Annotated in this window: 21 protein-coding genes; 10 read left to right on the top strand and 11 right to left on the bottom strand. The window is 67.2% G+C overall.

Going from position 1 to position 23,320, the window contains the following annotated elements; translation table 11 throughout:
* Window positions 1–9 precede the first annotated feature (9 nt).
* Window positions 10–2,598 (top strand): tetratricopeptide repeat protein, encoded by a 2,589-nt coding sequence (locus tag G6032_RS15095; RefSeq protein WP_165282995.1) that lies wholly within the window; start codon window positions 10–12, stop codon window positions 2,596–2,598.
* A 55-nt stretch (window positions 2,599–2,653) separates the two neighbouring features.
* On the opposite strand, the gene G6032_RS15090 is transcribed toward G6032_RS15095, so the two are convergent.
* The 4 genes from G6032_RS15090 to G6032_RS15075 form a co-directional block, all read right to left on the bottom strand.
* Window positions 2,654–5,176: a putative Ig domain-containing protein gene (locus tag G6032_RS15090; RefSeq protein WP_240902347.1), complete on the bottom strand. Its 2,523-nt coding sequence runs from the start codon at window positions 5,174–5,176 to the stop codon at window positions 2,654–2,656.
* Window positions 5,177–5,391: 215 nt separating this feature from the next.
* Window positions 5,392–5,619, bottom strand: a complete 228-nt coding sequence (locus tag G6032_RS15085) for a hypothetical protein (protein WP_165282993.1) — start codon at window positions 5,617–5,619, stop codon at window positions 5,392–5,394.
* A gap of 131 nt (window positions 5,620–5,750) precedes the next feature.
* On the bottom strand, window positions 5,751–7,643 hold the full coding sequence (locus G6032_RS15080) for a S9 family peptidase (protein WP_165282992.1): 1,893 nt from the start codon (window positions 7,641–7,643) through the stop codon (window positions 5,751–5,753).
* Window positions 7,644–7,661: 18 nt separating this feature from the next.
* On the bottom strand, window positions 7,662–8,597 hold the full coding sequence (locus G6032_RS15075) for a DMT family transporter (RefSeq protein ID WP_165282991.1): 936 nt from the start codon (window positions 8,595–8,597) through the stop codon (window positions 7,662–7,664).
* Window positions 8,598–8,701: 104 nt separating this feature from the next.
* Between G6032_RS15075 and G6032_RS15070 the strand changes: the two genes are divergently transcribed.
* Entirely contained in the window at window positions 8,702–9,532 is an 831-nt protein-coding gene (locus G6032_RS15070; RefSeq protein WP_165282990.1) for a DUF6502 family protein, read from the top strand.
* Window positions 9,529–11,100, top strand: a complete 1,572-nt coding sequence (locus tag G6032_RS15065; RefSeq protein WP_165282989.1) for a DUF5666 domain-containing protein — start codon at window positions 9,529–9,531, stop codon at window positions 11,098–11,100. Before G6032_RS15070 ends, G6032_RS15065 begins: the two co-directional genes overlap by 4 nt.
* Before the next feature lie 51 nt (window positions 11,101–11,151).
* Here the strand turns inward: G6032_RS15065 and G6032_RS15060 are convergent, their stop codons facing one another.
* The 3 genes from G6032_RS15060 to G6032_RS15050 form a co-directional block, all read right to left on the bottom strand.
* Window positions 11,152–12,189 carry a hypothetical protein gene (locus tag G6032_RS15060; RefSeq protein WP_165282988.1) on the bottom strand — a complete coding sequence of 346 codons (1,038 nt, stop codon included), beginning with the start codon at window positions 12,187–12,189 and terminating at the stop codon, window positions 11,152–11,154.
* A 139-nt stretch (window positions 12,190–12,328) separates the two neighbouring features.
* A complete protein-coding gene (xth, locus tag G6032_RS15055) occupies window positions 12,329–13,099 on the bottom strand; it encodes an exodeoxyribonuclease III (RefSeq protein ID WP_165282987.1) in 771 nt (256 codons plus the stop codon).
* Window positions 13,100–13,103: 4 nt separating this feature from the next.
* Entirely contained in the window at window positions 13,104–15,140 is a 2,037-nt protein-coding gene (locus tag G6032_RS15050; RefSeq protein WP_165282986.1) for a M3 family metallopeptidase, read from the bottom strand.
* A gap of 118 nt (window positions 15,141–15,258) precedes the next feature.
* On the opposite strand from G6032_RS15050, the gene gorA reads away from it, so the two are divergent.
* A complete protein-coding gene (gene gorA / locus G6032_RS15045; RefSeq protein WP_165282985.1) occupies window positions 15,259–16,623 on the top strand; it encodes a glutathione-disulfide reductase in 1,365 nt (454 codons plus the stop codon).
* A gap of 38 nt (window positions 16,624–16,661) precedes the next feature.
* Complete coding sequence (locus G6032_RS15040; protein WP_165283061.1) at window positions 16,662–17,147, top strand: gamma carbonic anhydrase family protein; 486 nt, start codon at window positions 16,662–16,664, stop codon at window positions 17,145–17,147.
* A 7-nt stretch (window positions 17,148–17,154) separates the two neighbouring features.
* Here G6032_RS15040 and aroE read toward each other — a convergent pair whose 3' ends face one another.
* Entirely contained in the window at window positions 17,155–17,985 is an 831-nt protein-coding gene (gene aroE, locus G6032_RS15035; protein ID WP_165282984.1) for a shikimate dehydrogenase, read from the bottom strand.
* Between the two features lie 4 nt (window positions 17,986–17,989).
* The gene (hemB, locus tag G6032_RS15030) at window positions 17,990–19,000 is read right to left on the bottom strand and encodes a porphobilinogen synthase (RefSeq protein WP_165282983.1); all 1,011 of its coding nucleotides are present in this window, start codon (window positions 18,998–19,000) and stop codon (window positions 17,990–17,992) included.
* 114 nt (window positions 19,001–19,114) lie between these two features.
* Between hemB and G6032_RS15025 the strand changes: the two genes are divergently transcribed.
* The 5 genes from G6032_RS15025 to G6032_RS15005 all read left to right on the top strand — a co-directional run bounded on the left by G6032_RS15025 (window position 19,115) and on the right by G6032_RS15005 (window position 21,865).
* Window positions 19,115–19,636: a sigma-70 family RNA polymerase sigma factor gene (locus G6032_RS15025; RefSeq protein ID WP_165282982.1), complete on the top strand. Its 522-nt coding sequence runs from the start codon at window positions 19,115–19,117 to the stop codon at window positions 19,634–19,636.
* Entirely contained in the window at window positions 19,633–20,262 is a 630-nt protein-coding gene (locus G6032_RS15020) for a DUF3379 family protein (protein WP_165282981.1), read from the top strand. The genes G6032_RS15025 and G6032_RS15020 overlap by 4 nt, the downstream gene beginning before the upstream one ends.
* A gap of 87 nt (window positions 20,263–20,349) precedes the next feature.
* Entirely contained in the window at window positions 20,350–20,664 is a 315-nt protein-coding gene (locus G6032_RS15015) for a hypothetical protein (RefSeq protein WP_165282980.1), read from the top strand.
* A 175-nt stretch (window positions 20,665–20,839) separates the two neighbouring features.
* Window positions 20,840–21,436, top strand: coding sequence for a DNA-3-methyladenine glycosylase I (locus tag G6032_RS15010; RefSeq protein WP_165282979.1), 597 nt, complete (start codon window positions 20,840–20,842; stop codon window positions 21,434–21,436).
* A gap of 39 nt (window positions 21,437–21,475) precedes the next feature.
* Window positions 21,476–21,865, top strand: a complete 390-nt coding sequence (locus tag G6032_RS15005; RefSeq protein ID WP_165282978.1) for an MAPEG family protein — start codon at window positions 21,476–21,478, stop codon at window positions 21,863–21,865.
* Between the two features lie 45 nt (window positions 21,866–21,910).
* Here G6032_RS15005 and G6032_RS15000 read toward each other — a convergent pair whose 3' ends face one another.
* Both G6032_RS15000 and hemF read right to left on the bottom strand, forming a co-directional pair.
* On the bottom strand, window positions 21,911–22,342 hold the full coding sequence (locus G6032_RS15000; RefSeq protein ID WP_165282977.1) for a VOC family protein: 432 nt from the start codon (window positions 22,340–22,342) through the stop codon (window positions 21,911–21,913).
* Entirely contained in the window at window positions 22,339–23,265 is a 927-nt protein-coding gene (hemF, locus tag G6032_RS14995) for an oxygen-dependent coproporphyrinogen oxidase (protein ID WP_165282976.1), read from the bottom strand. The genes G6032_RS15000 and hemF overlap by 4 nt, the downstream gene beginning before the upstream one ends.
* Window positions 23,266–23,320: the final 55 nt, after the last annotated feature.

The raw sequence follows: 23,320 nt of genomic DNA, 5'->3' as shown, positions 1-23,320 counted from the left end.
GGTGGTCGCGTGAACCCCGAGTTATGGTTACGGCTCAAGCCCCGCTTTGAAGAGGCTGCGGCGCTGTCGGGCATTGCGCGGGCGAGCTACCTGGCGAGCCTGCGCGACGAGGATCCCGAGGTGGCGGAAGAACTCGAGTCCCTGCTGCTGGCCGAGGCCTCGCCGGGCGAACCAGCCGACCTGGTGGTCGCAGCGGCGGCTGCGCTCGCCGAGTCGACCGCCGGCGCCGGAGTCGTCGGTGCCCGCCTTGGGGCGTGGCGGATCACCGGGTACCTGGCGAGCGGAGGCATGGGCGATGTGTACCTTGCCGACCGCGACGACGGCGAGTTCGATCAGCGCGCGGCCGTCAAGCTGTTGTCCGCCGGGTTCCGCTCTCCAGGCCTGCTCGCCCGCTTCCGCATGGAACGACAGATTCTCGCCGGGCTCGACCACCCGAACATCGCGCACGTGCTCGATGGCGGCAGCACCGGGGACGGTGTCGTATGGCTCGCCATGGAATTCGTCGACGGCGAGCCCATCGACGCCTGGTGCCGGGCGCGCGAACTCGGGGTCACCGCCCGGCTGCGACTGTTCCTGGACGTGTGCGCGGCGGTGGAATACGCGCATCGCAACCTGGTCGTGCATCGCGACATCAAGCCGTCCAACATTCTCGTCACCGCTGACGGTACCGCCAAGCTGCTCGATTTCGGCATCGCGCGGCTGCTCGACGAGGCCGCCATGGAAGCGGAGGCGAGCATGACACGGCAGCTGATGACCCCGGCGTACGCAAGCCCGGAGCAGATCGTCGGCGGGCCCATCACTACCGCAAGCGACATCTATGCGCTCGGCGTGCTGCTGTATGAGCTGTTGACGGGCCGCCTGCCGCACGATTTCACGGGGCTGCGGCCGAGCGAGATCGAAACGGTGATCCTGCAGACGGCGCCGCTGCGGCCCAGTCTTGCGGTCTCGAGCGGCAGCGGAGCGTCCGAGACGAGCTGGTCCCGCGATCTCGACAGCGTGGTGCTGAAGGCGCTGCGCGCGGACCCGGCACAACGCTATCTGAGCGTGGAGCAGCTGTCCGCCGACCTGGTGCGCTACCTGGAGCGCCGCCCGGTGCTGGCGAAATCGCAGCGCTGGCACTACCTGGCCGGAAAATTCATTCACCGCCACGCGCGTGCGGTCGCGCTGGCGGCCTTCGTGGCGGTCGCTGCGGTCGGTGGCGTCTTGTACCACCTGGACAGTATCACGACGGAGCGCGACCGGGTGCGTGTGGAAGCCGCGAAGAGCACGGCTGTCGCCGCGTTCCTGCGGGACGTGTTTCGCGCCCCGGATCCGGAGCGTGCGCGCGGCGAGTCGATCAGCGCCAAGGACCTGCTCGACGCAGGCCGGCAGCGGTTGCAGGGGGATCTCGAGGACGATCCCGCGACGCGCGCCATGCTGCTCAGGACGGTGGGGGATGTCTACGGGAACCTCGGCCTGTACGACGAAGCCATCGAGAGTCTCTCCACGGCGGTTGCCCTGGATCGGGCGTCGCAGGACACGGCCGGACTGGCGGCCAGCCTCGATGCCCTGGGGAGTGTTTACGCTGCCCGTGGCATGCTCGAGGAAGCGTGGCCGCTGGTGGAAGAGGCGATGGCGCTGGCGCGCAAGCACTATGGCCCGCGTCATATCGAGATTGCGCGCCTGTCCAACAATACGGGCCACATGGCGATGCTGCGAGGGGACTATCCGGCCGCGCAGGCCATGTACGAGGCGGCGATCGAGATTCACCATGCGCTCGACGATACGTCGCACTGGAACTACGCGGACACGCTGCATGACCTCGGCCAGCTCGATCAACTCCTCGGCGACCTGGCCTCTGCAGAAGCCAGGATTCGTGAGGCAATCGCCATCGCGCGCGGTCTGTTCGCGCCGGATGGGGCCGTGTTGAGCACGTACATCCATAACCTGGCAACGGTGCTGCTCGAACTCGGCAAACATGAGGAGGCCGAAGCGTTGTTCCTGGAGGCCATTGAGCGAGAGCGGCAATTGCTGGGAGAGGACCATCCGGACCGTGACAACGCGATGCTCAACCTCGGTGCCCTGTACCAACAGGTTGGCCGTTACGAGGAGGCGGAGCGACTGCTGCGGGCGGCGCTGGACCATGCGACGCGCGTCCGTGGCGAACGGCATCAATTCGTCGCCTACAACGCCGTCCAACTGGCCAGGCTGTTGGCGGACCGTGGGGACTTCGGCGCTGCCGGCCAGCTCTTCGACGACGCGCTGGACATCTATGCGGAGTCGCTTTCGCGGGAGCATCCCTACGTGGCGTCGGCGAACGTGGGCTACGCCGCGATGCTGATCCGTGCGGGCGACGCGGTCCAGGGCGAGTTGCGGGCGCGGGAAGGCCTGGATATCGCCGGCAAGACGCTGCCGGAGGGCCACTGGCTGATCGAAAGCGCGCGTAGCGTGCTGGGGTTCGCCCTGCTGCGACAGGGGCGGCTCGCCGAAGCCGAGCCGCTGCTCTTGGACAGCTGGCGGGCGCTCGAGGCGACGCGGCCGGGAGACGAGGCGACGGTACGGGCGTTCGAGGTACTGTCTGAGTTGCAGGCCCTGCAGGAGCGGGGCGTCGTGCCGTGAGGGTGGTGAGGGGCGGCTGCCGACAGCGCGCCCCTCACCCAGCCAGTGCAGGGCGCTACAGGCCCAGCAGCCCGTCCGCGATGGCCTCGCCGATCCCGACAAGGGCCTCGCCGGCGTCCAGCACGTTGAAGCTCACCCCGACCTCCTCCTGGTTGAGGACGATGAACATCGTCAGTGCGCCGAGCGATATGCGGTAGCCCATGCCATCGAAGGAGGGAATGTCGGCGAGACCGCTGTCCACCTCCTCCTTGACGCCGCGGATCACCTCCCGCGGCCGGAACGAATCCACCACCGCCTGCCCGCTCACGACCCTGGCGCTCGCCTGGGGCAGGCGGTCGACGTTGTCCGCGGCGTCCCGGATCTGGTTGGCGGTGTCTGCCGGGATGACCTGCCGGGTGAATGTCCTGTCGTACAGGGTGATTCGCCTTTCGCCGATGCCGAAGCCGAAGTCGAGGACTTCGGTGTAGAGCAGTCGAAGGGAAAAGGTCCTGCGATCGTAGACCTCCAGCAGGGCCGTCTTGAGCGCGGCGCGCAGTGCATCATCGTCGCCCTCCTGCGCCTGGCGCTTGAGTTCTTCCATGGCCTCCCGGTAGGGCACGATCGCGTCGTTGGCGATTGCCCGGGCGTGGCCGCCGACGCGATCGCCGATCGCCGTCTCGTTGACGAAGGACGATGCACACACCCCGAGGAAGCAGGCGTTCCTGAGGGCTGAAACGGTGCCGCTGTCTACCGAGTCACGCACCCTGCCGGGAATCGCGTTGATCACCCCGACGGCCGTGTCGGTGATGCCTGGCAAAGAGCTGCGCAGTCCCCCAAGGCTGACCTCGAACTCGTAGTCGGCGATCGCGTTCTCCAGTGCTTGCACGGATTCTTCCAGCGCCTGCAGTTCCCGGTCCAGGGCATCGCTCACCGCGTTGCCGATGCCTCCGGCGAAGTCCGTGTTCACGTCGATACGCGCCGTCACCGACTGGTTGCCGAACTCCGCGACCAGCGAGAGGTCGCTGTCCGGGCCGCCCGGGCGGGCGGTGAGCGTCACGGCCTCCTTGTCGATGCGCATCGAGCCCGACATCTGGATCGGCGGCAGGGTGCTGCGGTAACCACCCCGCAGTTCGACCTCGAAGTCACCGTCACCGTTGATCAGCCACTCGCCCGTGATCTCGGTCTGCGGCACGATGGGGAACCAGTCGGGAACCCAGGAGACGTCGGGCTCGATGACGGTCTGCATCGCCATGCTCTGCCGATCGAAGCCCACGTCCAGCGTCGCGCTGGTCTCTGCCAGGTCGAAGCTGAAGACGCCCACGCCGAGGGCGGCGAGCGCAAAGCTGGCGTCACCGTTCAGGCCCGCCCGGAACTCCACCGCCGAGTCGAACGGCGCGTCCCAGTCGATATCCTGGAACTGCGGGTTGCGGACCACGCGGCTACCGGAGATCTCGAAGAAGTCGAACACCCGGGTACCGAGGGAAGTGGAACCGAGCAACAGTTGGTGGCCGTTGAAGGTATCCAGTGCCGGATAGGGCAGCTGCGGGACGAAGGGGATGAGCCCCCTGCGGGATTCGCCGACGCCCAAAGATCCCAGCAGTGGCTGTGAGCCGAAATAGTATTGCAGTGGGTCCAGAGGATCGACGATCAGGATGATTTCGCCCCCGAGCGGCGGTTCCAGCGTGACGGTGCGGGTGGCCGCCGGATTCCTTCGGTCACCGATGCTCAGGGTCAGGTTGCTGGCGACGCGGTAGACGAAGTACTGGTTGTCGTCGACCAGCCTGATGCCCAGGTCGGGATCGGCGTTCAGGTCACGGCCGCTGGTGACGCCGATGATCGCCCTGGCGTTGCCCTGGACCGCCAGGAAGTCGGACAGCAACTCTGGCACATCGCCTTCTCCGAGCAGGCCGACGAGATCGTCGTTCGCGTTGAATTCCAGCAACAGGTCGGCGTTCTCGAAGCGCTGCACGAAGGTGCCGAGGTTCAGCGCCAGCGGGCCGATCGACCGGTAGCCGTCGGCGTTGGGTTCGACCACGCCTTCCGGGCTGAAGGCGGCCTGCTTGAGGGCCGCCGGCACCACCGCCAGCGAGAATCCGGGCAGCGAGTCCGAGAGCGTCCCGTCGGAGACGGAGATCAGTATGTCGTCGAAACTGCCCACGTCGTTCTGCAGGGGCAAGCCGGAGAGTTCGCCGGTTTGGGCGTTGAAGTTCGCCCATCCAGGCAGGTTGAGGATCGAGAACTGCAGCGCATCACCCTCGGGATCGGATGCCCCGGGCGTGAAGGTAAAGGCCTCACCCACGCGAACCACCGGGGCGGGCGTCCCCGCGATCGACGGCGCCGTGTTCGGTGCTGCCGGCGGTGGCGGGGGCGGTGGCGTTATCGGCGGCGTCGTCGGTGGGGTAGTTGGTGGTGGTGGAGGCGCCGGCGGCGGGGGCGCCGGCGGCGGCGGTGTCGGAGGTGGGGTCACGCCGGGATTCGATCCGCCACCGCTGTTCGGTGGTGCGGTCGCGCCGCCACCGCTATCGCCGCCACCCCCGCAGCCGGCGAGCAGAAGAATGCTCACGAGCAGTGCGACGCCCGTGCAACGCTTGGTTTCCATGCAACTTCCCCCGTGTTCGCCTGGTTTGGGACCAGTACCCTGGAGGGCGCCGATAAAGTCGGCAGGTCCCTCTTGGGGGTAAGCACGAAAACGGGGAAAACTTGCCCACGAGGCTCGGTTCGTGGGGAAGCGGGTGCGTTACCGCAACCGGCGCTTCATCCACGCCTCGAGCCGCGAGTGAAGCGCGACGGGCTACGCCGGGTCGGGGAAACAGGTCACCCCTTCCACTCTTCTTCCCTAAACTCCCTTGGGTGATGTTCCTTAAGGATTTTTCGGACTTCGGCTTCCGTCGCCGCCGTGGTGATGACCCGGATCTCTTTCTTCTCTTCGTTGGCGAGAATTTTCTCCCGCGGGAATCCGGCGATGGTCGCGGTCGTTAGCTCATGCTTGACGGCCTTCAGGGCGTCTTCGGATTCAAAGGATGCGAACAGCAACTTCTGCATGTCATGTCCTCCCGATGTATTCAGGAATCGAACGGGCCAGGTGACTACCTTGAACTTAGCAGTCCGCAACCGGTACCGCACGACGGGGCAACAAGCAGGGGAGAATCATGACCACTCCCAAGGCAGGCGCGTCACTTCAACCAGCGGTCCATCCACGCCTCCAGCCGTGTGTAGAGCTCCACGCGCGACGCCGGATCGCGGAAGCGGTGTGGTTGCCCGGGAAAGCTGCGGCTTTCGAACACCTTGTCGTGGCGCGCCAGGGCCTCGACCACCAGTTCGAACTGGCGGAAGGGCGCGCGTGCATCCGCTTCGCCGTGCATGAGCAGGATCGGCGTCTCGACCTGCTCGATGCGCGCGAGCGAGTTGCTGCGGCCATAGGCATCGGGGCGTTCCTCGGGAGAACCACCATGGCCGGCGCGGGTGAACATCCGGCCCAGCCGGTCGGCCGTCTCGTAGGCGTCGGCCCAGTCGTAGATGCCCGCCATGGGCACGGCTGCGTCGAAGGCCTCGGGCGCACGGGTGACCGCGGCCAGGCTCATGATGCCCCCGTAGCTGTAGCCGTAGATGCCCACCTTGCCGCTGGACCAGGGCTGCGCGCGGATGAAATCGGCAGCGGCCGCGGCATCCTGCGCCTGGCCGTTCGCCCAGTCATGGACGGCCATGTCCTGGAAGGCCCGGCCGAAACCCGAACCCCCGCGGTAGTTGATGGCCATGACGACATAACCCTGCTGGGCCAGGCGTTGCTCCACGAGGTTCAGGCCGTTGTAGTAGGAATTGGTGCCGCCGCCATGAACCTGCACGAGCGCGGGATACCTGGTCCCGGGCGAGAAGCCCGGCGGAGTGAATACGAAGGCCTGGATGTAGTGCCCGTCGCGGCTGCGATAGCTGATCACCTCGGGCGCCTTCACGCCGTCCCAGTCGGTCGCGACCGACGTCAGCTGCGCGGCGACGCCGCCGGCCTGCGGCAGCCAGTCCACTTCGCGGCCGCGCGTCGGCGTGGAGCGCACGAAGATGAACTCACCGGCGTCCGCCGTGGCGTCGAAGCCGTTGACCAGGCCGCCCATGTTGCTCAGCCGCGTGGCGACGCCACCGGCGGCCGGCACGCGCCACAGGTCCACCTCGCCGCGCGCATGACGCGGGAAGAACAGTTCCGAGCCGTCCCCGGACCATCGCGGCTGGTCGATGTCCATCGCGTGAACCTGCATCCCGACCCGGCGCTCGTCGCCGGAGGCGGCCTCGATCACGTACAGGTCGGACAGGTCCCCGTACCAGATTTCGTCCTTGGCGATGCCGAAAACGGCGATATGGGAACCGTCGGGCGACCAGGCGGGTGTCCCGCTGCCCATCACGTCCTCGGATAACTGGCGCGCCTCCCCGGACTCGACATCCACGATCCAGAGATCATCGCTCCAGTAATCGGCCGTGTTCGAATAGTAGGCAATCGTCTTGCCGTCCGGCGACCATGCGTGTCCCAGCCGGATCTCCGCGGGCGCCATGGATTCCCGGGTCAGCTGCCGGGGCTCGCCGGAGCCGTCGCTGGCGACCAGCCAGAGATCCTGGTGCCCGGAGCGAGAACTGTAGAACGCGATGTGCCTGCCGTCGGGAGAGGGTCGCGGGGCCCTGGCGTCGTGTTCGTCGTTCGTCAGGCGCACGGGCTTGTCCCCGGCGAGGCCGATGACCCAGACGTCGCCGTCGCTGACGTAGACGATTCGCCGGCCGTCGGCGAACCATCGCGGAGACGTGCCGTTCACCCATGGCGACAGGTCACCCGTGTCGCGTGACAGCAGGTGAATGCCCTGCCTGTCCGGCGTGTCCACCGCCACGGCGACGTAAGCCCCGTCGGGCGATATGCGCGCATCCATCACGCCGTCGTGTCCCGTGGCCCGGCAGACGACGGTGCGGCAGATGTTCTCCCAGCTCAGGGCGGCCGGCTCGGCACTCGCCGTCATCGGCATCAGGACGGCTGCCACGCACAGCATTGGCAACAGGCGCGGACGGCGGGACAGGGATCGGGTCAAGCGCATTTCGATGGACTCCAGGGATCAGAATTTCGCCCGGACCCGCGCGCCCGTGAGCGCGCGGCGCCGGCTTTCGCGCCAGATGATCAGGGCATTCGAGGCGATCACGATGGCGGCGCCCGCCAGCACGGAGGGCAACGGCCAGTCGTTCCAGATCAGCCAGCCGAACAGGGTGGCCCAGACGATGCCGCTGTAGTTGAACACCGTCACGATCGCCGCCGGCGCATTGCGAAACGCGGTGGACAGCAACCACTGGGCCAGCGCGCCGGACAGGCCCACGCCGAACAGCAGCGGCACCTCGGCCAGGGTCGGCGTCACGGCGACGAACGGCAAGGGCAGCGCCATCACCAGCGTGCCGATGACCATGAAATAGAAGGTGACCGTCTCGGGACTTTCGAAGCGGCCCAGGTATCGCAGGATGATCTGCAGCGTGGCGTGCATGAAGGCCGCGGTCAGCGCGACGGCCACGCCGAGCATGTTGGCCTGGCCCGCAGGGCCCGCCATCACCACCACCCCGGCGAAACCGATCACCACGGCCGACCAGCGCCAGGGTCCGACCCGCTCACCGAGGAAGAACACCCCCAGCACCGGGATGAACAACGACGCGGTGAACAGCAGTACGGTGGTTTCCGCCATGGGCATGAGCGAAAAGGCGGCGAAGGTCGTCACCAGGGAGCCGGCCCCGAGCACCGCGCGCAATCCCACCAGCGACGGCTTGCTGCGGATCACCAGGATTTCGCGGCGCCCCAGCACGAACACCATGAAGAGGAAGGGCAGGCTGGCGATCAGGTTCCGGTAGAAGGCGATCTCGATGACGGAATGGTTCTCGCTCAGGAGCTTGGCGAACACGTTCATGACCGTGAACATGAAAAAGGCCGCCAAAGCCGCGATCATGCCGCGCACGACATGTTCTTCCGGGCGCCCGTCGCCGCTCGCGGGTTCCGGGTCTGATGTGCTCAAGGCGCGCCCCCTTGCGCTTTCGTTCCGGACAGGCATAATGGCCCCGAGTTGTAAATGGGGCAAAACGCCCCAAATACAAAATTCGAGGCAAATCGACGCAGGCCATGGATAACGATAACTTCAAGACTGCAGTGATTGCTGCGCTACGGCAACTGATCCGCCCGATCGCGCGGTTGATGCTGTACGCCGGCGTGCCCTGGCGGGAGTTCGCCGAGCACGTAAAGCAGGAGTTCGTCGCCGTGGCCACGGCCGAGTTCGGCGTGAACGGGCGGCCGACGAACGTGTCGCGCGTGTCGCTGTTGACCGGGATCGCGCGCAAGGAAGTACGCAGGTTACGGGAACTGTCCGAAGCTGAAAAGGCCACCGACGCCAATCCGCGCACTACCACCGGCGCCACCCGCTTGCTGGGAACCTGGCACCAGGACAACACCTATGCAGGCACCGACGGCCAGGCGCTCGAGTTGCCGTTGAAAGGACCGGCGCCGTCTTTCGAGGCCCTGCATCGGCAGTGCGGCTGCGACATTCCGGAAACGACGATGTTGAAGGAACTGGTCCGCGCCGGGGCGGTGCGGATCGAGGATGACCGGGTGCGCGCCTTGACGCGCTATTACATGCCGTCCGCGCTCGATGCCGAATCGGTGCTACGTGCCGGCAGCGTGCTCGAGGATCTCGGCGAAACGGTCACTTTCAACCTGAGAAACCGCCCGAAGGGCCGGACCCGCTTCGAAGCGCGGGCCACCAATGACGCCGTGCGCGCCGACCAGGCCGCGGCATTCGACCTGTTTGTCCGGGAGCGCGCCATGGCGTTCCTGGAAGAAATCGACGGATGGCTCGCTCATCACCAGGCCACTGGGGACGAGCCCGCGGTCCGAATGGGAATCGGGGTTTTCCGGATTCACGAAAACAGTTCTACAGATCGAGGGGATTCGAAGTGAAACTGAGAGAGATACTGGGCATCGCCGCGCTCGGGCTGCTGTTGGCAGCCTGCGGCGGCGGCAGCGACTCGTCCGGTACGCCGGGGGGCGCAACCGGAGGTGGCGGTTCGGGCGGAGGGACCGGCGGCGGCACGGGCGGCGGAACCGGTGGTGGTTCGGGCGGCGGCTCCGGCGATGTTCCTCCCGTGTTCGGCATCGACGCCGGCGGACTGGCTTACGGAGTGATCACGTCCTTCGGGAGTGTCGTCGTCAACGGCGTCCGCTACGACACGACGTCTGCGGACATCCTGGTTGCGGGCGTTCCTGCTTCGGCGAGCGACCTGCGTGTCGGCGACGTGGTGGAGCTCGAAGGTGATCGCGATGAGGACGGTGTAAACGGTACCGCCCGCACCATTCGCACGGACAGCGTCGTCGAGGGCCCGGTGGAGTCGATCGACGTGGCAGCCGGCGTGCTCGTCGTGCTGGGCCAGGCGATCGATGTCAGCACCAACACGTCTTTCGGCGATGGTTTCCTCCCGCGCAACCTGGAAGGCGTGGCCAACGGCATGCGCGTCGAAGTAGACGGCCTGATCAGCGCGGACGGGCGTATCCAGGCGACCCGGATCGAGCGCGATGAAGACGACGGCGATTTCGAGGTCCGGGGACTCGTGGCGGATCTCGACACGGCGGCCTCGACCTTCCGGATCAACGACCTGCTCGTCGATTACAGCGCCGCCCAACTCGATGATTTCCCGGCCGGCGGGCTCAGCGACGGCGACCTGGTGGACGTCGAGGGCGACTTGTTCCAGAACAGCGTGCTGCAGGCCGGCGAAGTCGATTTCGAGGGCAACTTCCTGCGCCGCTTCTGCAGCGACGACGACGATTGCGGCGTCGAAGTGGAGGGCTACATCTCCAGGTTCGCTTCCCCGTCGGACTTCGATGTCGGGGGCATCCGCGTCCTGACCGACGCCGACACGGTGTACGAGGATGGTACCGTGGCCGACCTGGCACTCGACCGCAAGGTCGAGGTCTTCGGCGTGGTGGCAGCGGACGGCACGCTCACCGCCCTGAAGATAGAGTTCGATGACGAAGACAGTCCGATCGAGATCAACGCCACCGTCTCGGGAGTCGACGGGCCGAACAGCGTGATCACCCTGTTGGGCATCCGGGTCCAGCTGGATGCGCAGACCAAGCTGGAAGACTTCAGCAGCGCGATGGCCTTTCCTTTCCGCCCGGAAGACATCCAGGTGGGGGACCGCCTGGCTATCGCGGCGCACCCGATCGACTCGGCGGTCGCCGACGTGCTCGCCACGAGGATCGAGCGCGAGGACGATGACGATGGCGGGGTGGACCTGACGGCTTTCGTCAGCGAGATCGCCGCACCGAACTTCACGATGCTCGGGGTGACCATCCAGACGGATGCGGACACGGAGTTCCAGGGCCGCACTGGCGACGTCACCTCGGCCCAGTTTTTCAGCGAGTTACAGCTTGACGACCTCGTGGAAGTCGAAGGCGCACAGCTCGCCGAGACGGTGATTGCGGCGGAAGAGGTCGAGATGGAGAACGCCGGGGGCGACGACGACGACTGAGGATCCGCTGGAGGCTCCGGGCCGGAGCCGGTCGGGTGGAACCGGCCGGCCTCAGGCCGCTTCGGCGCGGAAGCTCTTGAGCTGGTCGGCGACCATGTTGCGAATCTTCTCGAGCGCGTTCTGCTCGGCGAGTTCGCAAGGGGGGCGCCGGCGGAGCAGCGGCCAGCGCTCGCCCTCCAGGACGCGCTCGAGATAGAAGAGATTGCGCTCGATCGCGACCATGTACGGGTTGCGCCCTTCGAACACCGCGTCCATGTAGCGGTAGGCGCCTTCGAAAGAGCGTTCGAGCCGGGGTTCGCAGACCTGGCGGAAGAATGCCGGGGTCTGTCGCAGCAGGTCGAGTCCCGAGCGATACCGGGTGATGATGCGCCCGGAGGGGTCGCGCCAGACCGCGATGCCGCCCAGCACGAACTCCGGGTAGAGCCGGTCACGGCATTTTTCCAGGTAGCAGCGGTCGGCCATCTGTGCGAGCAGGTCGGCCGTGCCCATCATGTGGCCGAGCTTGCGGTCCTTCTCCGTGACGACGCGGATCTGGTCGAGGCGCACCTCGTAACCGGTGTAGTGCACCACCTGGCGGGCGATGCCGGAGGCCGCGCCGAGACCGATCTGGTTCAGGTAGCGGTCGAGAAACTGGGCGCTGCGGCTGACGTGTGAGCGGGTGAATTCCGCGCCATTGCGGTGCACTTCGTCGCCCGTGTGCCGGATATAGCCGCTGTCGTGGAACAGCGAAGTGATCACGCCGAGGATGGCGCGGGGGGCGCCGAGCCGGTCGGCCGACGCCACCGACGCCTCGTGGCCCTGGATGAGGCGGGCCAGCGCGAGGGTCATGTCGAGCGTGTGCTGGATGTCGTGATAGACGGTGTCGCAGCCGAGGTAGCCTTGCATGCGCCCCCGGAACAGGTCGTCGAAATCCTCGAACGCCTGGCGCAGCACGCGCAACGGCATGCCGGGATAAAGGCGCGTGAAGCTGTCGTGGATCGTCTCCCACACCGGCTCCCAGGTCGTCACGAGCACCGAGTTGGTGACGTCGTGATCGCTCCGCCGGTCACGGAGCATCAGCACGCGGCCCTTGTTTTCCGTGGCTTCCATTTTCTGAGTCTATTAGACCGCTGGTCCTTATGCTATGTCGGCGGGGGCGTTCTGTGATGGTCGTCACATCGGCCCACCGAGGGCTCATCCGGCACCATTTCGCCCCGGAGTTGCAGCCTGGATTCGCCTTGCGGGCCTTCTACGGCATCTCGAAATCGGCGACGGCGGGCGCGTGATCCGAGGGGCGCTCGTTCCGCCGCGGCTCGATATCCACCCACGAGGCCCGGCATGCGGGTGCGAGCGTCTCGCTCGCCAGCACGAGGTCGATGCGCAGCCCCCGCTTGCGGCGGAACCCGCCGGCGCGGTAATCCCACCAGCTGTAGATGCCGTCTTCCTGGTCGAACAGCCGGAAGGTGTCCACGAAGCCGAGAGCGAGGATCCGCTCCAGCGCCTCGCGTTCCGGCTCGCTGCAAAGCACCTTGCCGGCCCATTCCGCCGGATCGTGCACGTCCCGGTCGTCGGGTGCGATGTTGAAATCGCCCATCACGACGACCCGCGAGTGACGTGCCAGCTCCTCTTCGAGGGTCGCGCGCAGCTTGTCCAGCCAGCCGAGCTTGTAGAGGTATTTTTCGCTGTCCACGGACTGGCCGTTGGGCACGTAGAGGTTCAACACCCGCACGCCGTCGACCGTGGCGCCCAGCACGCGCCGTTGCGGGTCCTCGTGGGCGTTCAGGCCCGTGACGACGTCGCTCTGTGGCGCCCGGGACAGCAATGCGACGCCGTTGTAGGTGGGCTGGCCGCTGAAACTGACCTCGTAGCCGGCCTCCCGGATCGCGTCGATCGGGAAGGCCGTGTCGATGAGCTTGGTTTCCTGCAGCCCGAGCACGTCGGGCGAATGCGCGGCGAGCCAGTCGAGCACCTGCGGCAGGCGCACCTTGAGGGAGTTCACGTTCCAGCTGGCGATGCGCACGGGCTCAGGCCGCCGACAGCGTGTCGGTACCGATGCCGGAAAGCCGCAGCAGGGGCTCCGGCTCCGGCGGGCGGCCGCGGAACGCGATGAAGGCCTCGAGGGCATCGACGCTGCCGCCGACCTCGAGGATGCATTCGCGGAAACGGCGCCCGGCCTCCGGGTCCATCACGCCGCGTTCCTCGAACAGGCTGAAGGCGTCCGCGGAAAGCACTTCGGCCCACTTGTAGCTGTAGTACCCGGCCGCGTAGCCGCCGCCGAAAATATGCGAAAAGCCGTGCGCGAAGCGGTTGAACCCGGGATAGGGCACGACCGCGATCTCGCGCCGCACCGCCTCCAGCTCGGCGACCACCCCCGCGGCATCCACGGGGGCGCGTCCATGCAGCCGGATGTCGAACAGCGCGAACTCGACCTGGCGCAGCATCTGCATGGCCGACTGGAAATTGCGGCTCGCGATCAGCCGTTCGAGCATCTCGCGGGGCAAGGGCGCGCCGCTTTCGAAGTGCCCGGAGAGCCGCTCGATGACCGTCGGATGCCAGGCGAAATTCTCCAGGAACTGGCTCGGCAGCTCGACCGCGTCCCAGGCGACGCCGTTGATCCCTGCGGCGCTCGGCCAGTCCACCCGGGTCAGCAGGTGGTGCAGGCAGTGTCCGAATTCATGGAACAGCGTCACCACGTCGTCGTGGCTGAGCAGCCCCGGCCGCGTGCCGGTCGGCGGCATGAAGTTGCACACCAGGAAGGCGACGGGCAGCGCCTCGATGCCCGCCAGTCGCGCCCGGCCGACGCATTCGTCCATCCACGCGCCGCCCCGCTTCTGCTCGCGCGCGTACAGGTCCGTGTACAGGTGCCCGAGCACGCTGCCGTCGGCGTTCTCGATGCGGAAGAATTCGACGTCGTCGTGCCAGGTGTCGACCTTGCCGCCGGGCACGATGCGGATGTCGAACAGTTCGCCCGCCGTCTCGAACAGGCCCTGCATCACGCGATCCGCCGGAAAATAGGGCCGCAGTTCTTCGTCGGAGACCTCGTAGGCATGCTCGCGCAGGCGCTCCGACCAGAAGGCGATATCCCAGGCCTCCAGCGGCTGCCCGGCGAACTGCCGGATGGCCTCCATCTCGGCGAGGGCCGCCTTGCGGCTGCGTCGCGCCAGGTCCTCGAGAAAGGTCCGCACCTCGGCCACGGAGGGCGCCATCTTGGTAGCGAGCGACAGCTCGGCGTAATCCTCGAAACCCAGGATTCGCGCGGCCTCGTGGCGCAGGCGCAGGATCTCCTCCATGACGGGTCCGTTGTCGAAGCGCCCGGCGGTCGGGCCGCACTCCGATGCCCGCGTCACCCATGCCGTATAGAACTCGCGGCGCAGTTCCCGGTCGGTGGCGTGGCTCATCACCGCGTGGTACGCGGGAAAATCGAGCGTCAGCGCCCAGCCGTCGAGGCCCCGACTCTGCGCCGCCTCCCGTGCGCGGGTGCGCGCGTCCTCGGGCAAGCCGTCGAGCCTGGCGGGATCATGGACTTCCAGCCGCCACGCCTGGGTGGCGTCGAGAAGGTGCTCCTCGAAACGGGCGCCGAGCATGGAAAGCTCCTGCATGATGGCGCGAAAGCGGGCACGCTCGGCAGGCGGCAGGGCGACGCCGGCGAGACGGAAATCACGCAACGCATCCTCGAGAATCTTGCGCTGCCCGGGCGCGAGTTCCGGGCCCTGCTCCGCGAGCACGCGTTCATAGGCACGAAACAGGCCCTCGTGCTGGCCCAGTTCACTGCCGAAATCCGAGAGTATCGGCAGGCAGGCGTTGTAGGCTTCGCGCAGCGCCGCCGTGTTGTGCACGGCGTTCAGGTGGCCGACGGGCGCCCAGGCGCGGGCGAGGCGATGCTCCATCGCCTCCAGCGGCATGACGAGGTTGTCCCAGCGAGGCGGCTGGGCGGCTGCGAGGATCTCCTCGACCTGCGCGCGGCTCCTCTCGATCACGGTCCGGATGGCCGGTTCGACATGTGCGGGCCGGATCCTGGAGAAAGCCGGCAAGCCGGTCTCGTGCAACAGCGGATTGTCCATGGATGCTCCGTGGGCGCTTCCTGCGGCGCCGGATTTTAGCACGGTCGACCGGGGCGCCGGCCGTGACCGGCCGGTGGCCGGGGCGTTTACAATGGGTTCGTTTTCTCGGGAGTACCAGATGTCCGACAATCCGGAATTCGACTTGTTCGTCATCGGCGGCGGCAGCGGCGGGCTCGCCGCGGCCCAGCGCGCCGCAGATTACGGCGCACGGGCGGCGGTGGCCGAACTCGGGGCGCTCGGCGGCACCTGCGTCAACGTGGGCTGCGTTCCCAAGAAGCTCATGTGGAACGCGGCGGGGATCGCCCAGGCCATCGCGGACGCGCCCGGCTACGGTTTCAGCGTGGGTCTCGAAGGACATGACTGGGGCGCGCTGAAAAAGCGCCGCGATGCGTATATCGAGCGCCTCAACGGCATCTACGCAGGCAATCTCGACAAGCGCGACGTGACACTGCTGCGCGGCCGGGCCTCCTTCGATGCCGAGGGTGGCGTGGAGGTCGATGGCCGGAGCTACGTCGCGAAGCACGTCATCATCGCCACCGGCGGACGCCCGATCGTGCCGGATATCGAGGGAGCCGAACTCGGCATCACGTCGGACGAGTTCTTCGCGCTGGATGCGCGGCCTGCGCGGGTGCTGGTGGTCGGCAGCGGCTACGTCGCCGTCGAGATCGGCGGGGTGTTCCGGGCGCTCGGTTCGGAGGTCACGATCGCCGTGCGCCACGATGGCGTGTTGCGCGACTTCGACCCGATGCTCCGCGAGACGCTCATGGACCAGATGCGCCGCGACGGCATCGGGATCGAGACCGGGGCGGTGCCGGCCGCGGTCTGTCGCAAGGACGACGGCCTGGAGCTGCTGACGGTCGACGGGCGTCGCTTTGGCGGCTTCGACGCCCTGCTGTGGGCGGTGGGGCGCCTGCCGAATGTCGCGGAACTCGGGCTGGAGCGTGTCGGCGTGCGCACGGACGAATTCGGTTTCATCCCGGTGGACGAGTGGCAGGCCACGAATGTCGAAGGCATTCATGCGATCGGCGACGTGACGGGGCGCGTCGCCCTGACGCCGGTGGCGATCGCCGCCGGGCGGCGGCTCGCCGACCGGCTGTTCGGCGGCATGAAGGATCGCCGGCTGGATTACGACTGCATCCCGACCGTGATCTTCAGCCATCCCCCGATCGGGACGGTGGGCCTGTCGGAGCCGGAGGCGCACGCGCTGCACGGCGATGCCCTGCGGGTTTTCGAGGGCCGGTTCACGCCGATGTACCACGCGCTCACGGAGCACAAGGTGCCGGCGGCGGTCAAGCTGATCACCGTCGGAGACGACGAGCGCATCGTCGGCTGTCACGTGATCGGACATGGCGCCGACGAAATGCTGCAGGGCTTCGCGGTCGCCATCCGCATGGGCGCTACGAAGCGCGACTTCGACGATACCGTGGCGATTCACCCCACGACGGCCGAGGAACTCGTGACGCTGCGTGGCCCGCGCTCGTGAACGTCCGCCCCTTCGGCAATGATCGGCCACAGATCGGGATGCGTGCCTGGGTGGACCCGGCCGCCGTCGTCATCGGCCGCGTCGTCATCGGGGATGATGCCTCCCTGTGGCCGATGGTGGTGGCGCGCGGCGACGTGAACAGCATTCATATCGGCGCCCGCAGCAATATCCAGGACGGCAGCGTGCTCCACGTCACCCACGACGGGCCTTATTCGCCCGGCGGCCTGCCGCTGGTGATAGGCGAGGACGTGACGGTGGGGCATCGCGTCATGCTCCATGCCTGCACCATCGGCGACCGTTGCCTGCTCGGCATGAGTTCGACGGTGCTCGACGGCGCCGTGCTCGAGGACGAGGTGTTTCTCGCGGCGGGGAGCCTGGTGCCGCCGGGCAAGCGGCTGGCGGGCGGTGGCCTTTACCGCGGCAGCCCTGCGCGGCGGGTGCGTGACCTGTCGGAGGAGGAGCGCGAGATGTTGCGCTACTCGTCCGCGCACTACGTGCGCCTCAAGGATCGTTACCTGGGCTGATCCCGGTTCAGGGGCGCATCATTGCGTCGCGCAATTCCCCGAGCACCTGGGCAGTCGGCGGCCGCATCCCGCGCCACAATTCGAACGACTCGGCGGCCTGCTCCACGAGCATGCCCAGGCCGTCCGCGACGCCTTTTGCACCGTGTGCGTCCGCCCAGCGAAGAAACGCCGTGGGTCCGGCGCCGTACGCGAGGTCGTAACAAAAGGTGTGCGCGCCGATGATGCGGGTATTAAGCGCCGGCACTTCGCCCGACAGGCTGGCGGAGGTGGCGTTGACGACCAGGTCGAAGGCATCCCGTGCCCCCTCGAGGGCCACGCCCGAGACCGGCCCGTCGGAGGCAAACCTCGCTGCCAGTTCCGCGGCACGCCCTGGCGAACGATTGGCGATGAGCACGGAGGCCGGGCCCGCATCGAGCAGGGGGCCGAGCACGCCGCGCGCCGCCCCGCCCGCTCCCACGAGCAGGATACGCTGCCCTGCGAGCTCGATTCCCAGGTTGTGCTGCAGGTCCCGCAGCAGGCCGGCGCCATCGGTGTTGTCGCCGAGCAATCCCTGCGCCTGCAGCGCGAGGGTGTTCACGGCGCCCGCGTGCTGCGCGCGAGGAGTCAGGACATCGGCCGCGTCGAATGCGGCCAGCTTGTGAGGTACCGTGATGTTGAGGCCCTTGCCGCCAGTGGCGAGGAAACCCTCCAGCGCCGCTTCGAAATCCCCTGGAGGAACATCGATCGCCTCGTAGGCGATCAGCTGGCCGGTCAGTTCGGCGAAGCGCGCGTGAATCCGCGGTGAGCGGCTGTGCCCGACCGGATGGCCGAACACCGCGTATCGGTCGGGTGCGGCCAAGGTCTCAGCGGTTCTTCAGCCAATCGGCGACGACCGGGGCGAAGTAGGTCAGGATCGCGTCCGCCCCCGCCCGTTTCATCGACAGGAGCGACTCCAGCACCACCGCCTGCTCGTCCAGCCAGCCGTTGGCGGCGGCGGCTTTCAACATCGCGTACTCGCCGCTGACCTGGTAAACGAAAGTGGGTACGCCCAGTTCGCTCTTCACGCGCCGCACGATATCGAGGTAAGGCATGCCGGGCTTGACCATGAAGGCATCGGCCCCTTCCGCGATGTCGAGCGCCACTTCGCGAATCGCTTCGTCGCTGTTGCCGGGATCCATCTGGTAGCCGTACTTGTTACTGCCGCCCAGGTTGGCGGCCGAGCCGACGGCATCCCGGAAGGGGCCGTAGAAACTGGACGCGTACTTCGCCGAATAGGACAGGATGGCGGTGTTGGCATGGCCGGCGGCTTCCAGCGTGGCGCGAATCCGTCCCACGCGCCCGTCCATCATGTCCGACGGCGCGACCATGTCGGCGCCCGCATCGGCATGCGACAGGGCCTGGCGGACGAGGGCTTCCACCGTGATGTCGTTCAACACGTAGCCGGTGTCGTCGATGATGCCGTCCTGGCCGTGGGTCGTGAACGGATCCAGCGCCACGTCGGTGATGACCCCGAGTTCCGGCAGTGCGGCCTTGAGAGCCCGGACCGTGCGCTGCGCGAGTCCTTCCGGGTTCCAGGCCTCCCGCCCGTCCTCCGTTTTCGCGTCGGCCTCGGTGACCGGGAACAGGGCCACCGCCGGCAGCCCCAGCGCCATCCAGCCCTCGGCCTCCCGGAGCAACTCATCGATCGACATCCGCTCCACCCCGGGCATCGAGGGTACGGGTTCGCGGCGACCCTCTCCCTCAAGGACGAACACCGGGCAGATCAGGTCATCGACCGTCAGGAGCGATTCTCTTACCAGGCGGCGGCTGAAGGCGTGGCGCCGCAGGCGGCGCATGCGGGTGCTGGGGAACGATGGCGGGGTGGCGGCTGTCATGTTGGTGAGTTCCGGCAAGTCCGAGTTATGCTGATTGTCCCGCGATTTGCCGGGCCTTGCCAGCCGGGGACGTGGGTCGCTGTAATAACTTTGCAACTCCGCAGGTCTTGATGCATGAAGGCAAGAATTCTCAACCTCGGCCTCAGGCGACGCTACGAACAGGTCGTCGGGGCATTGCGGCAGGACCTGTACCGGTACGCCCTCTGGCTGAGCCGGGACCCGCAGGCCGCGGAGGATATCGTCCAGGAATCGCTGCTGCGGGCCTGGCGGGGATTCGACAGCCTCGAGGACGCGGGCAAGGCGAAGCCCTGGCTGGTGACGATCGTGCGCAGGGAGTTTTTGCGCTTCAGGGAACGCCAGCGGGAGGAGACGATGGACCCGGCAGTCGTGGCAGAGATCGCGGAGGATGAAGCGGATCCGCGGGTGCAGGAACTGCGAACTGCCATATTCGGCCTCGAGGAGACTTACCGTGAGCCGCTGGCGTTGCAGGTATTGATGGGGCACTCGACGGACGAGATTGCCGAGATCATGGGACTGACCCAGGGCGCGGTGCTGACGCGACTGCATCGTGCCAGGGACAAGCTGAAGCAGGCTTTCGTGGAGGACGGGATCGCCGTCCAGGTGGAGACAGGATGAGCAGGTTGACCCAGGAAGAACGCCGTCAAAGAGAGGCCATCGTCGCCGACGATGCGCAGTTCGACGCGCTGCTCGAAGCCGCGTTCAGGGTCCCCGTGCCGGAGAAAGCGCCCGCGAAGCGCCCGGGCGGCAGCCGTTGGCCGGCCCTGGTCGCAGTTGCGGCGACGATGGTGCTCGCCGCCGGGGCATGGTTCGGGCTGCGCACGGTAGACCCGGTGCACGCCGTGTCCCCGCTGGGCCCAGACATAATCGCGCACATCAATCACGAGCCGGCCGCCCTCGCGGTGTCGGCGCGGACCGTTCCGGAGGCGGAGTTCGGCGACGTGTTGCAGCGCGGCGGGGCAAGCCTCGGCGGGCCGATCGGCCGTGTCAGCTATGCAAAGCTATGCCCGTTCCGGGGCCAGATGGTGGCGCATTTCGTCGTCCAGGGTGAGCAGGGGCCGGTGACGGTCATGTTGCTGCCCGACGAGGAAAGCAGCGCCCCGGCGACGATTGACGAAGATGGCTTCAAGGGCACGATCGTGCCGCTCGACGGCGGTGGCAGCATGGCCGTGGTCGGCCAGCCCGATGAAGACCTGGAAGTGATCCGGGATCGCCTGCTGCAGGCGGTACGCTGGAAACTATAGTGGGCACGACCCATTAAAAAAACGGCTGAAAAAGCCGGGCAAGTAGAAACCAAGAGCTGACAAACCAAGAGAGAGAGGGACCAGAACATGTTGAAGAAGACGATCAAACCCGTTTCCCTGGCCGCCGGCATCGCGCTGGCGGGTTCCCTGGCCAGCGTCTCCGTCGCCCAGGCCGACAACCCCTTCGGCATGACCGCGCTGTCCAGCGGCTACATGGCGATGGCCTCGGTCGGCGAAGGCAAGTGTGGCGAGGGCAAGTGCGGCGGCGACAAGAAGGAAGACAAGGACGCCGAAGGCAAGTGCGGCGAAGGCAAGTGCGGCGGCGACAAGGAAGGCGAGAAGGGTGGCGAAGGCAAGTGCGGCGAAGGCAAGTGCGGCGAGGGCAAGTGCGGCGCCGCCTGATCCGTTAGTAGCTTTCATCCACCGACGGATGAACGAGGGGGTTCGCGATTCGTTTCGCGGACCCCTTTTTTCGTGCCCGATGTCCCGTTACGAGCTCTTCTCTCGTGGCCCAGTCTGCGGGAACATGGCCGGGGCGCATGGAGCTCGGAATACGGGGGGGTCTCGGATGAGTGCAATGAATGGCGATCTGCCTCGATGTGACTGGAGCCGGGGCGTCAGCGCGGCGTACCTGGCGTACCACGACGAGGAATGGGGGCGCCCGGTTCGGAACGACGCAGGCCAGTTCGAGTTTCTCCTGCTGGAAAGCGCGCAGGCCGGCCTGTCCTGGTCGACGGTGTTGCACAAGCGCGCTGCGTACCGGCGTGCTTTCGCGGGCTTCGATCCTGAAAAAGTGGCGCGCTTCAACAGGCGCAGCGTGGCGCGGTTGCTCGCCGACCCGGGCATCATTCGCAATCGCCTCAAGGTCGAAGCGGCCATCAGTAACGCCCGTGCTTTTCTCGCGATCCGCGACGAGTTCGGCAGCTTCACCGACTACCTGTGGGATTTCGTGGACGGTCGCCCGGTCGTCAACCGCTGGCGGACACAGGGCGAGGTGCCGGCGACCACGCCGTTGTCCGACCGCGTCAGCAAGGACCTGAAAGCCCGCGGCTTCAGGTTCGTCGGCAGCACCATCATCTACGCGCACCTGCAGGCCACCGGCCTCGTCAACGACCACCTGCTGGGATGCTTCCGCCGGGAGGAATGCATCGCCGAATCCGCGCCAGTCGGGTAACCTTCGCGGTCTGCAACAGCCGCCGAGGTCGCCACTTCCATGAGCCCGACGATTACCGCTCTCTACGGGGGCCTGCTTGGCCTGCTCTACATCGCCCTCTGCTTCCAGGTGGTCTCGCACCGCCGGCGCGCCAAGGTCGGGCTCGGCACGGCGAGCGACACGGCGCTCGAGCGCGCGGTGCGCGTGCACGGGAATTTTGCGGAATATGCGCCGCTGTTCCTGGTGCTGCTGCTCGCGGCGGAACTGAATGGCGCTCCCGCCGCCCTGCTGCATGTCTTCGGCGCGCTCTTCTTCCTCGCCCGGGTGGGTCACGCCGTCGGCCTCGCACGCAGCAGCGGCACCAGTTTCGGGCGGTTCTACGGCACCCTGTTCACCTGGATCGTGATCCTGGCGGTGGCCGTGACCAATATCTGGCTGGCCCTGGGCTGAGCAGCCGGCCGGGCGGGATGCCCGACCGACACATGGAATCCGCTTTCAGCCGACGCCTGGATCCAGCGAGAAGATCTGTCGCTCGTCTGCGAAGGACTTGAATTCCAGCGCGTTGCCCGAGGGGTCGCGGATGAACAGCGTCGCCTGCTCACCGGGGCGTCCCGGGAAACGCACGCGGGGCTCGATCAAAAACGGTGTCCCGGCGTCACGCAGCCGCGCGGCGAGCGCGTCCCACGCGTCCCGTTCGAGGATCAGGCCGAAATGCCGTGCCGGAACCCGGTCGCCGTCCACGGGGTTGGCGGCCACCTCCTCGAGCGATTCCACGAGGTGTGCCGTGATCTGGTGGCCGTGGAAATCGAAATCGATCCAGCGTGCGGACTCACGCCCGACAGCGCAGCCCAGCAGTCCGGCATAGAACGCCCGCGCCGCCTCGAGGTCATGTACCGGGAACGCGAGATGAAAGCGCGGCCGCATCATGCCTCCAGCCAGTCGCGCGGTTGCAGGAAGTCCCGGTACAGGGCGGCCTCCGGCGTGCCTTCTTCCGGGCGCCAGTCGTAGCGCCAGCGCACCAGCGGCGGCAGGGACATCAGGATGGACTCGATGCGCCCGCCGGACTGCAGGCCGAACACGGTGCCGCGGTCGTAGACCAGGTTGAACTCCACGTAGCGGCCTCGGCGATAGAGCTGGAACTCGCGTTCCCTCTCGCCCCACGGCGTGTGGCGGCGGCGCGCCGCGATCGGCGTGTACGCCGGGAGGAATCCGGCCGCCACGGCACGCGAGAACTCGAAACAGCGATCGAAGCCCCACTCGTTGAGGTCGTCGTAGAACAGCCCTCCGACGCCGCGCGGCTCGTTCCTGTGCTTCAGCTGGAAGTAATCGTCGGCCCAGCGCTTGTAACGGGGATAGACCTGCTCGCCGAACGGCAGGCAGGCGCTGCGGGCCTGGCGGTGCCAGTGCTGCACGTCCTCCAGGTAAGGGTAATAAGGCGTCAGGTCGAAACCGCCGCCGAACCACCAGACCGGCGCCTCGCCGGCCTTCTCGGCGACGAAGAAACGCCAGTTGCCGTGGGTGGTCGGCACGTAGGGATTGCGTGGGTGGAGCACCATCGACACGCCCGTCGCGCGAAAGCTCCGCCCTGCAAGGTCCGGCCGGCGGGCCGTCGCCGACGGCGGCAATGCGGCACCGCGCACCGACGAGAAGTTGATGCCTCCCTTCTCGAAGAGGGCGCCCTCTTCGATGACCCGGCTGTCGCCGCCGCCGCCTTCGGGACGCTCCCAGCTGTCGCTGCGAAAGGTGGCGCCGCCGTCTAGCGTTTCCAGCTCGGCGGTGAGCTCGTCGTGCAATGACCGCAGCCATCCTTCGACGGCGTTGATCTCTTTTTGTCCTACGGGGGGTTGCATGGCTTCACTCGGGTAGACGGTGTAGTCCAGGAGGCCGTCGAATCGCAAGCCTGCC

The organism is Wenzhouxiangella sp. XN24 (assembly GCF_011064545.1).
Classification (GTDB): Bacteria; Pseudomonadota; Gammaproteobacteria; order Steroidobacterales; family XN24; genus XN24.
This window is presented reverse-complemented; position numbering and strand designations above follow the sequence as displayed.

What these genes read in the sequence shown, in the direction of transcription:
- G6032_RS15090 (WP_240902347.1), bottom strand. Translation starts at nt 5,176, where the DNA reads ATGGAAACCAAGCGTTGCACGGGCGTCGCACTGCTCGTGAGCATTCTT.
- G6032_RS15085 (WP_165282993.1), bottom strand. Translation starts at nt 5,619, where the DNA reads ATGCAGAAGTTGCTGTTCGCATCCTTTGAATCCGAAGACGCCCTGAAG.
- G6032_RS15080 (WP_165282992.1), bottom strand. Translation starts at nt 7,643, where the DNA reads ATGCGCTTGACCCGATCCCTGTCCCGCCGTCCGCGCCTGTTGCCAATG.
- G6032_RS15070 (WP_165282990.1), top strand. Translation starts at nt 8,702, where the DNA reads ATGGATAACGATAACTTCAAGACTGCAGTGATTGCTGCGCTACGGCAA.
- G6032_RS15060 (WP_165282988.1), bottom strand. Translation starts at nt 12,189, where the DNA reads ATGGAAGCCACGGAAAACAAGGGCCGCGTGCTGATGCTCCGTGACCGG.
- G6032_RS15050 (WP_165282986.1), bottom strand. Translation starts at nt 15,140, where the DNA reads ATGGACAATCCGCTGTTGCACGAGACCGGCTTGCCGGCTTTCTCCAGG.
- gorA (WP_165282985.1), top strand. Translation starts at nt 15,259, where the DNA reads ATGTCCGACAATCCGGAATTCGACTTGTTCGTCATCGGCGGCGGCAGC.
- G6032_RS15040 (WP_165283061.1), top strand. Translation starts at nt 16,662, where the DNA reads ATGCGTGCCTGGGTGGACCCGGCCGCCGTCGTCATCGGCCGCGTCGTC.
- hemB (WP_165282983.1), bottom strand. Translation starts at nt 19,000, where the DNA reads ATGACAGCCGCCACCCCGCCATCGTTCCCCAGCACCCGCATGCGCCGC.
- G6032_RS15025 (WP_165282982.1), top strand. Translation starts at nt 19,115, where the DNA reads ATGAAGGCAAGAATTCTCAACCTCGGCCTCAGGCGACGCTACGAACAG.
- G6032_RS15020 (WP_165282981.1), top strand. Translation starts at nt 19,633, where the DNA reads ATGAGCAGGTTGACCCAGGAAGAACGCCGTCAAAGAGAGGCCATCGTC.
- G6032_RS15015 (WP_165282980.1), top strand. Translation starts at nt 20,350, where the DNA reads ATGTTGAAGAAGACGATCAAACCCGTTTCCCTGGCCGCCGGCATCGCG.
- G6032_RS15010 (WP_165282979.1), top strand. Translation starts at nt 20,840, where the DNA reads ATGAATGGCGATCTGCCTCGATGTGACTGGAGCCGGGGCGTCAGCGCG.
- G6032_RS15005 (WP_165282978.1), top strand. Translation starts at nt 21,476, where the DNA reads ATGAGCCCGACGATTACCGCTCTCTACGGGGGCCTGCTTGGCCTGCTC.
- G6032_RS15000 (WP_165282977.1), bottom strand. Translation starts at nt 22,342, where the DNA reads ATGATGCGGCCGCGCTTTCATCTCGCGTTCCCGGTACATGACCTCGAG.
- hemF (WP_165282976.1), bottom strand. Translation starts at nt 23,265, where the DNA reads ATGCAACCCCCCGTAGGACAAAAAGAGATCAACGCCGTCGAAGGATGG.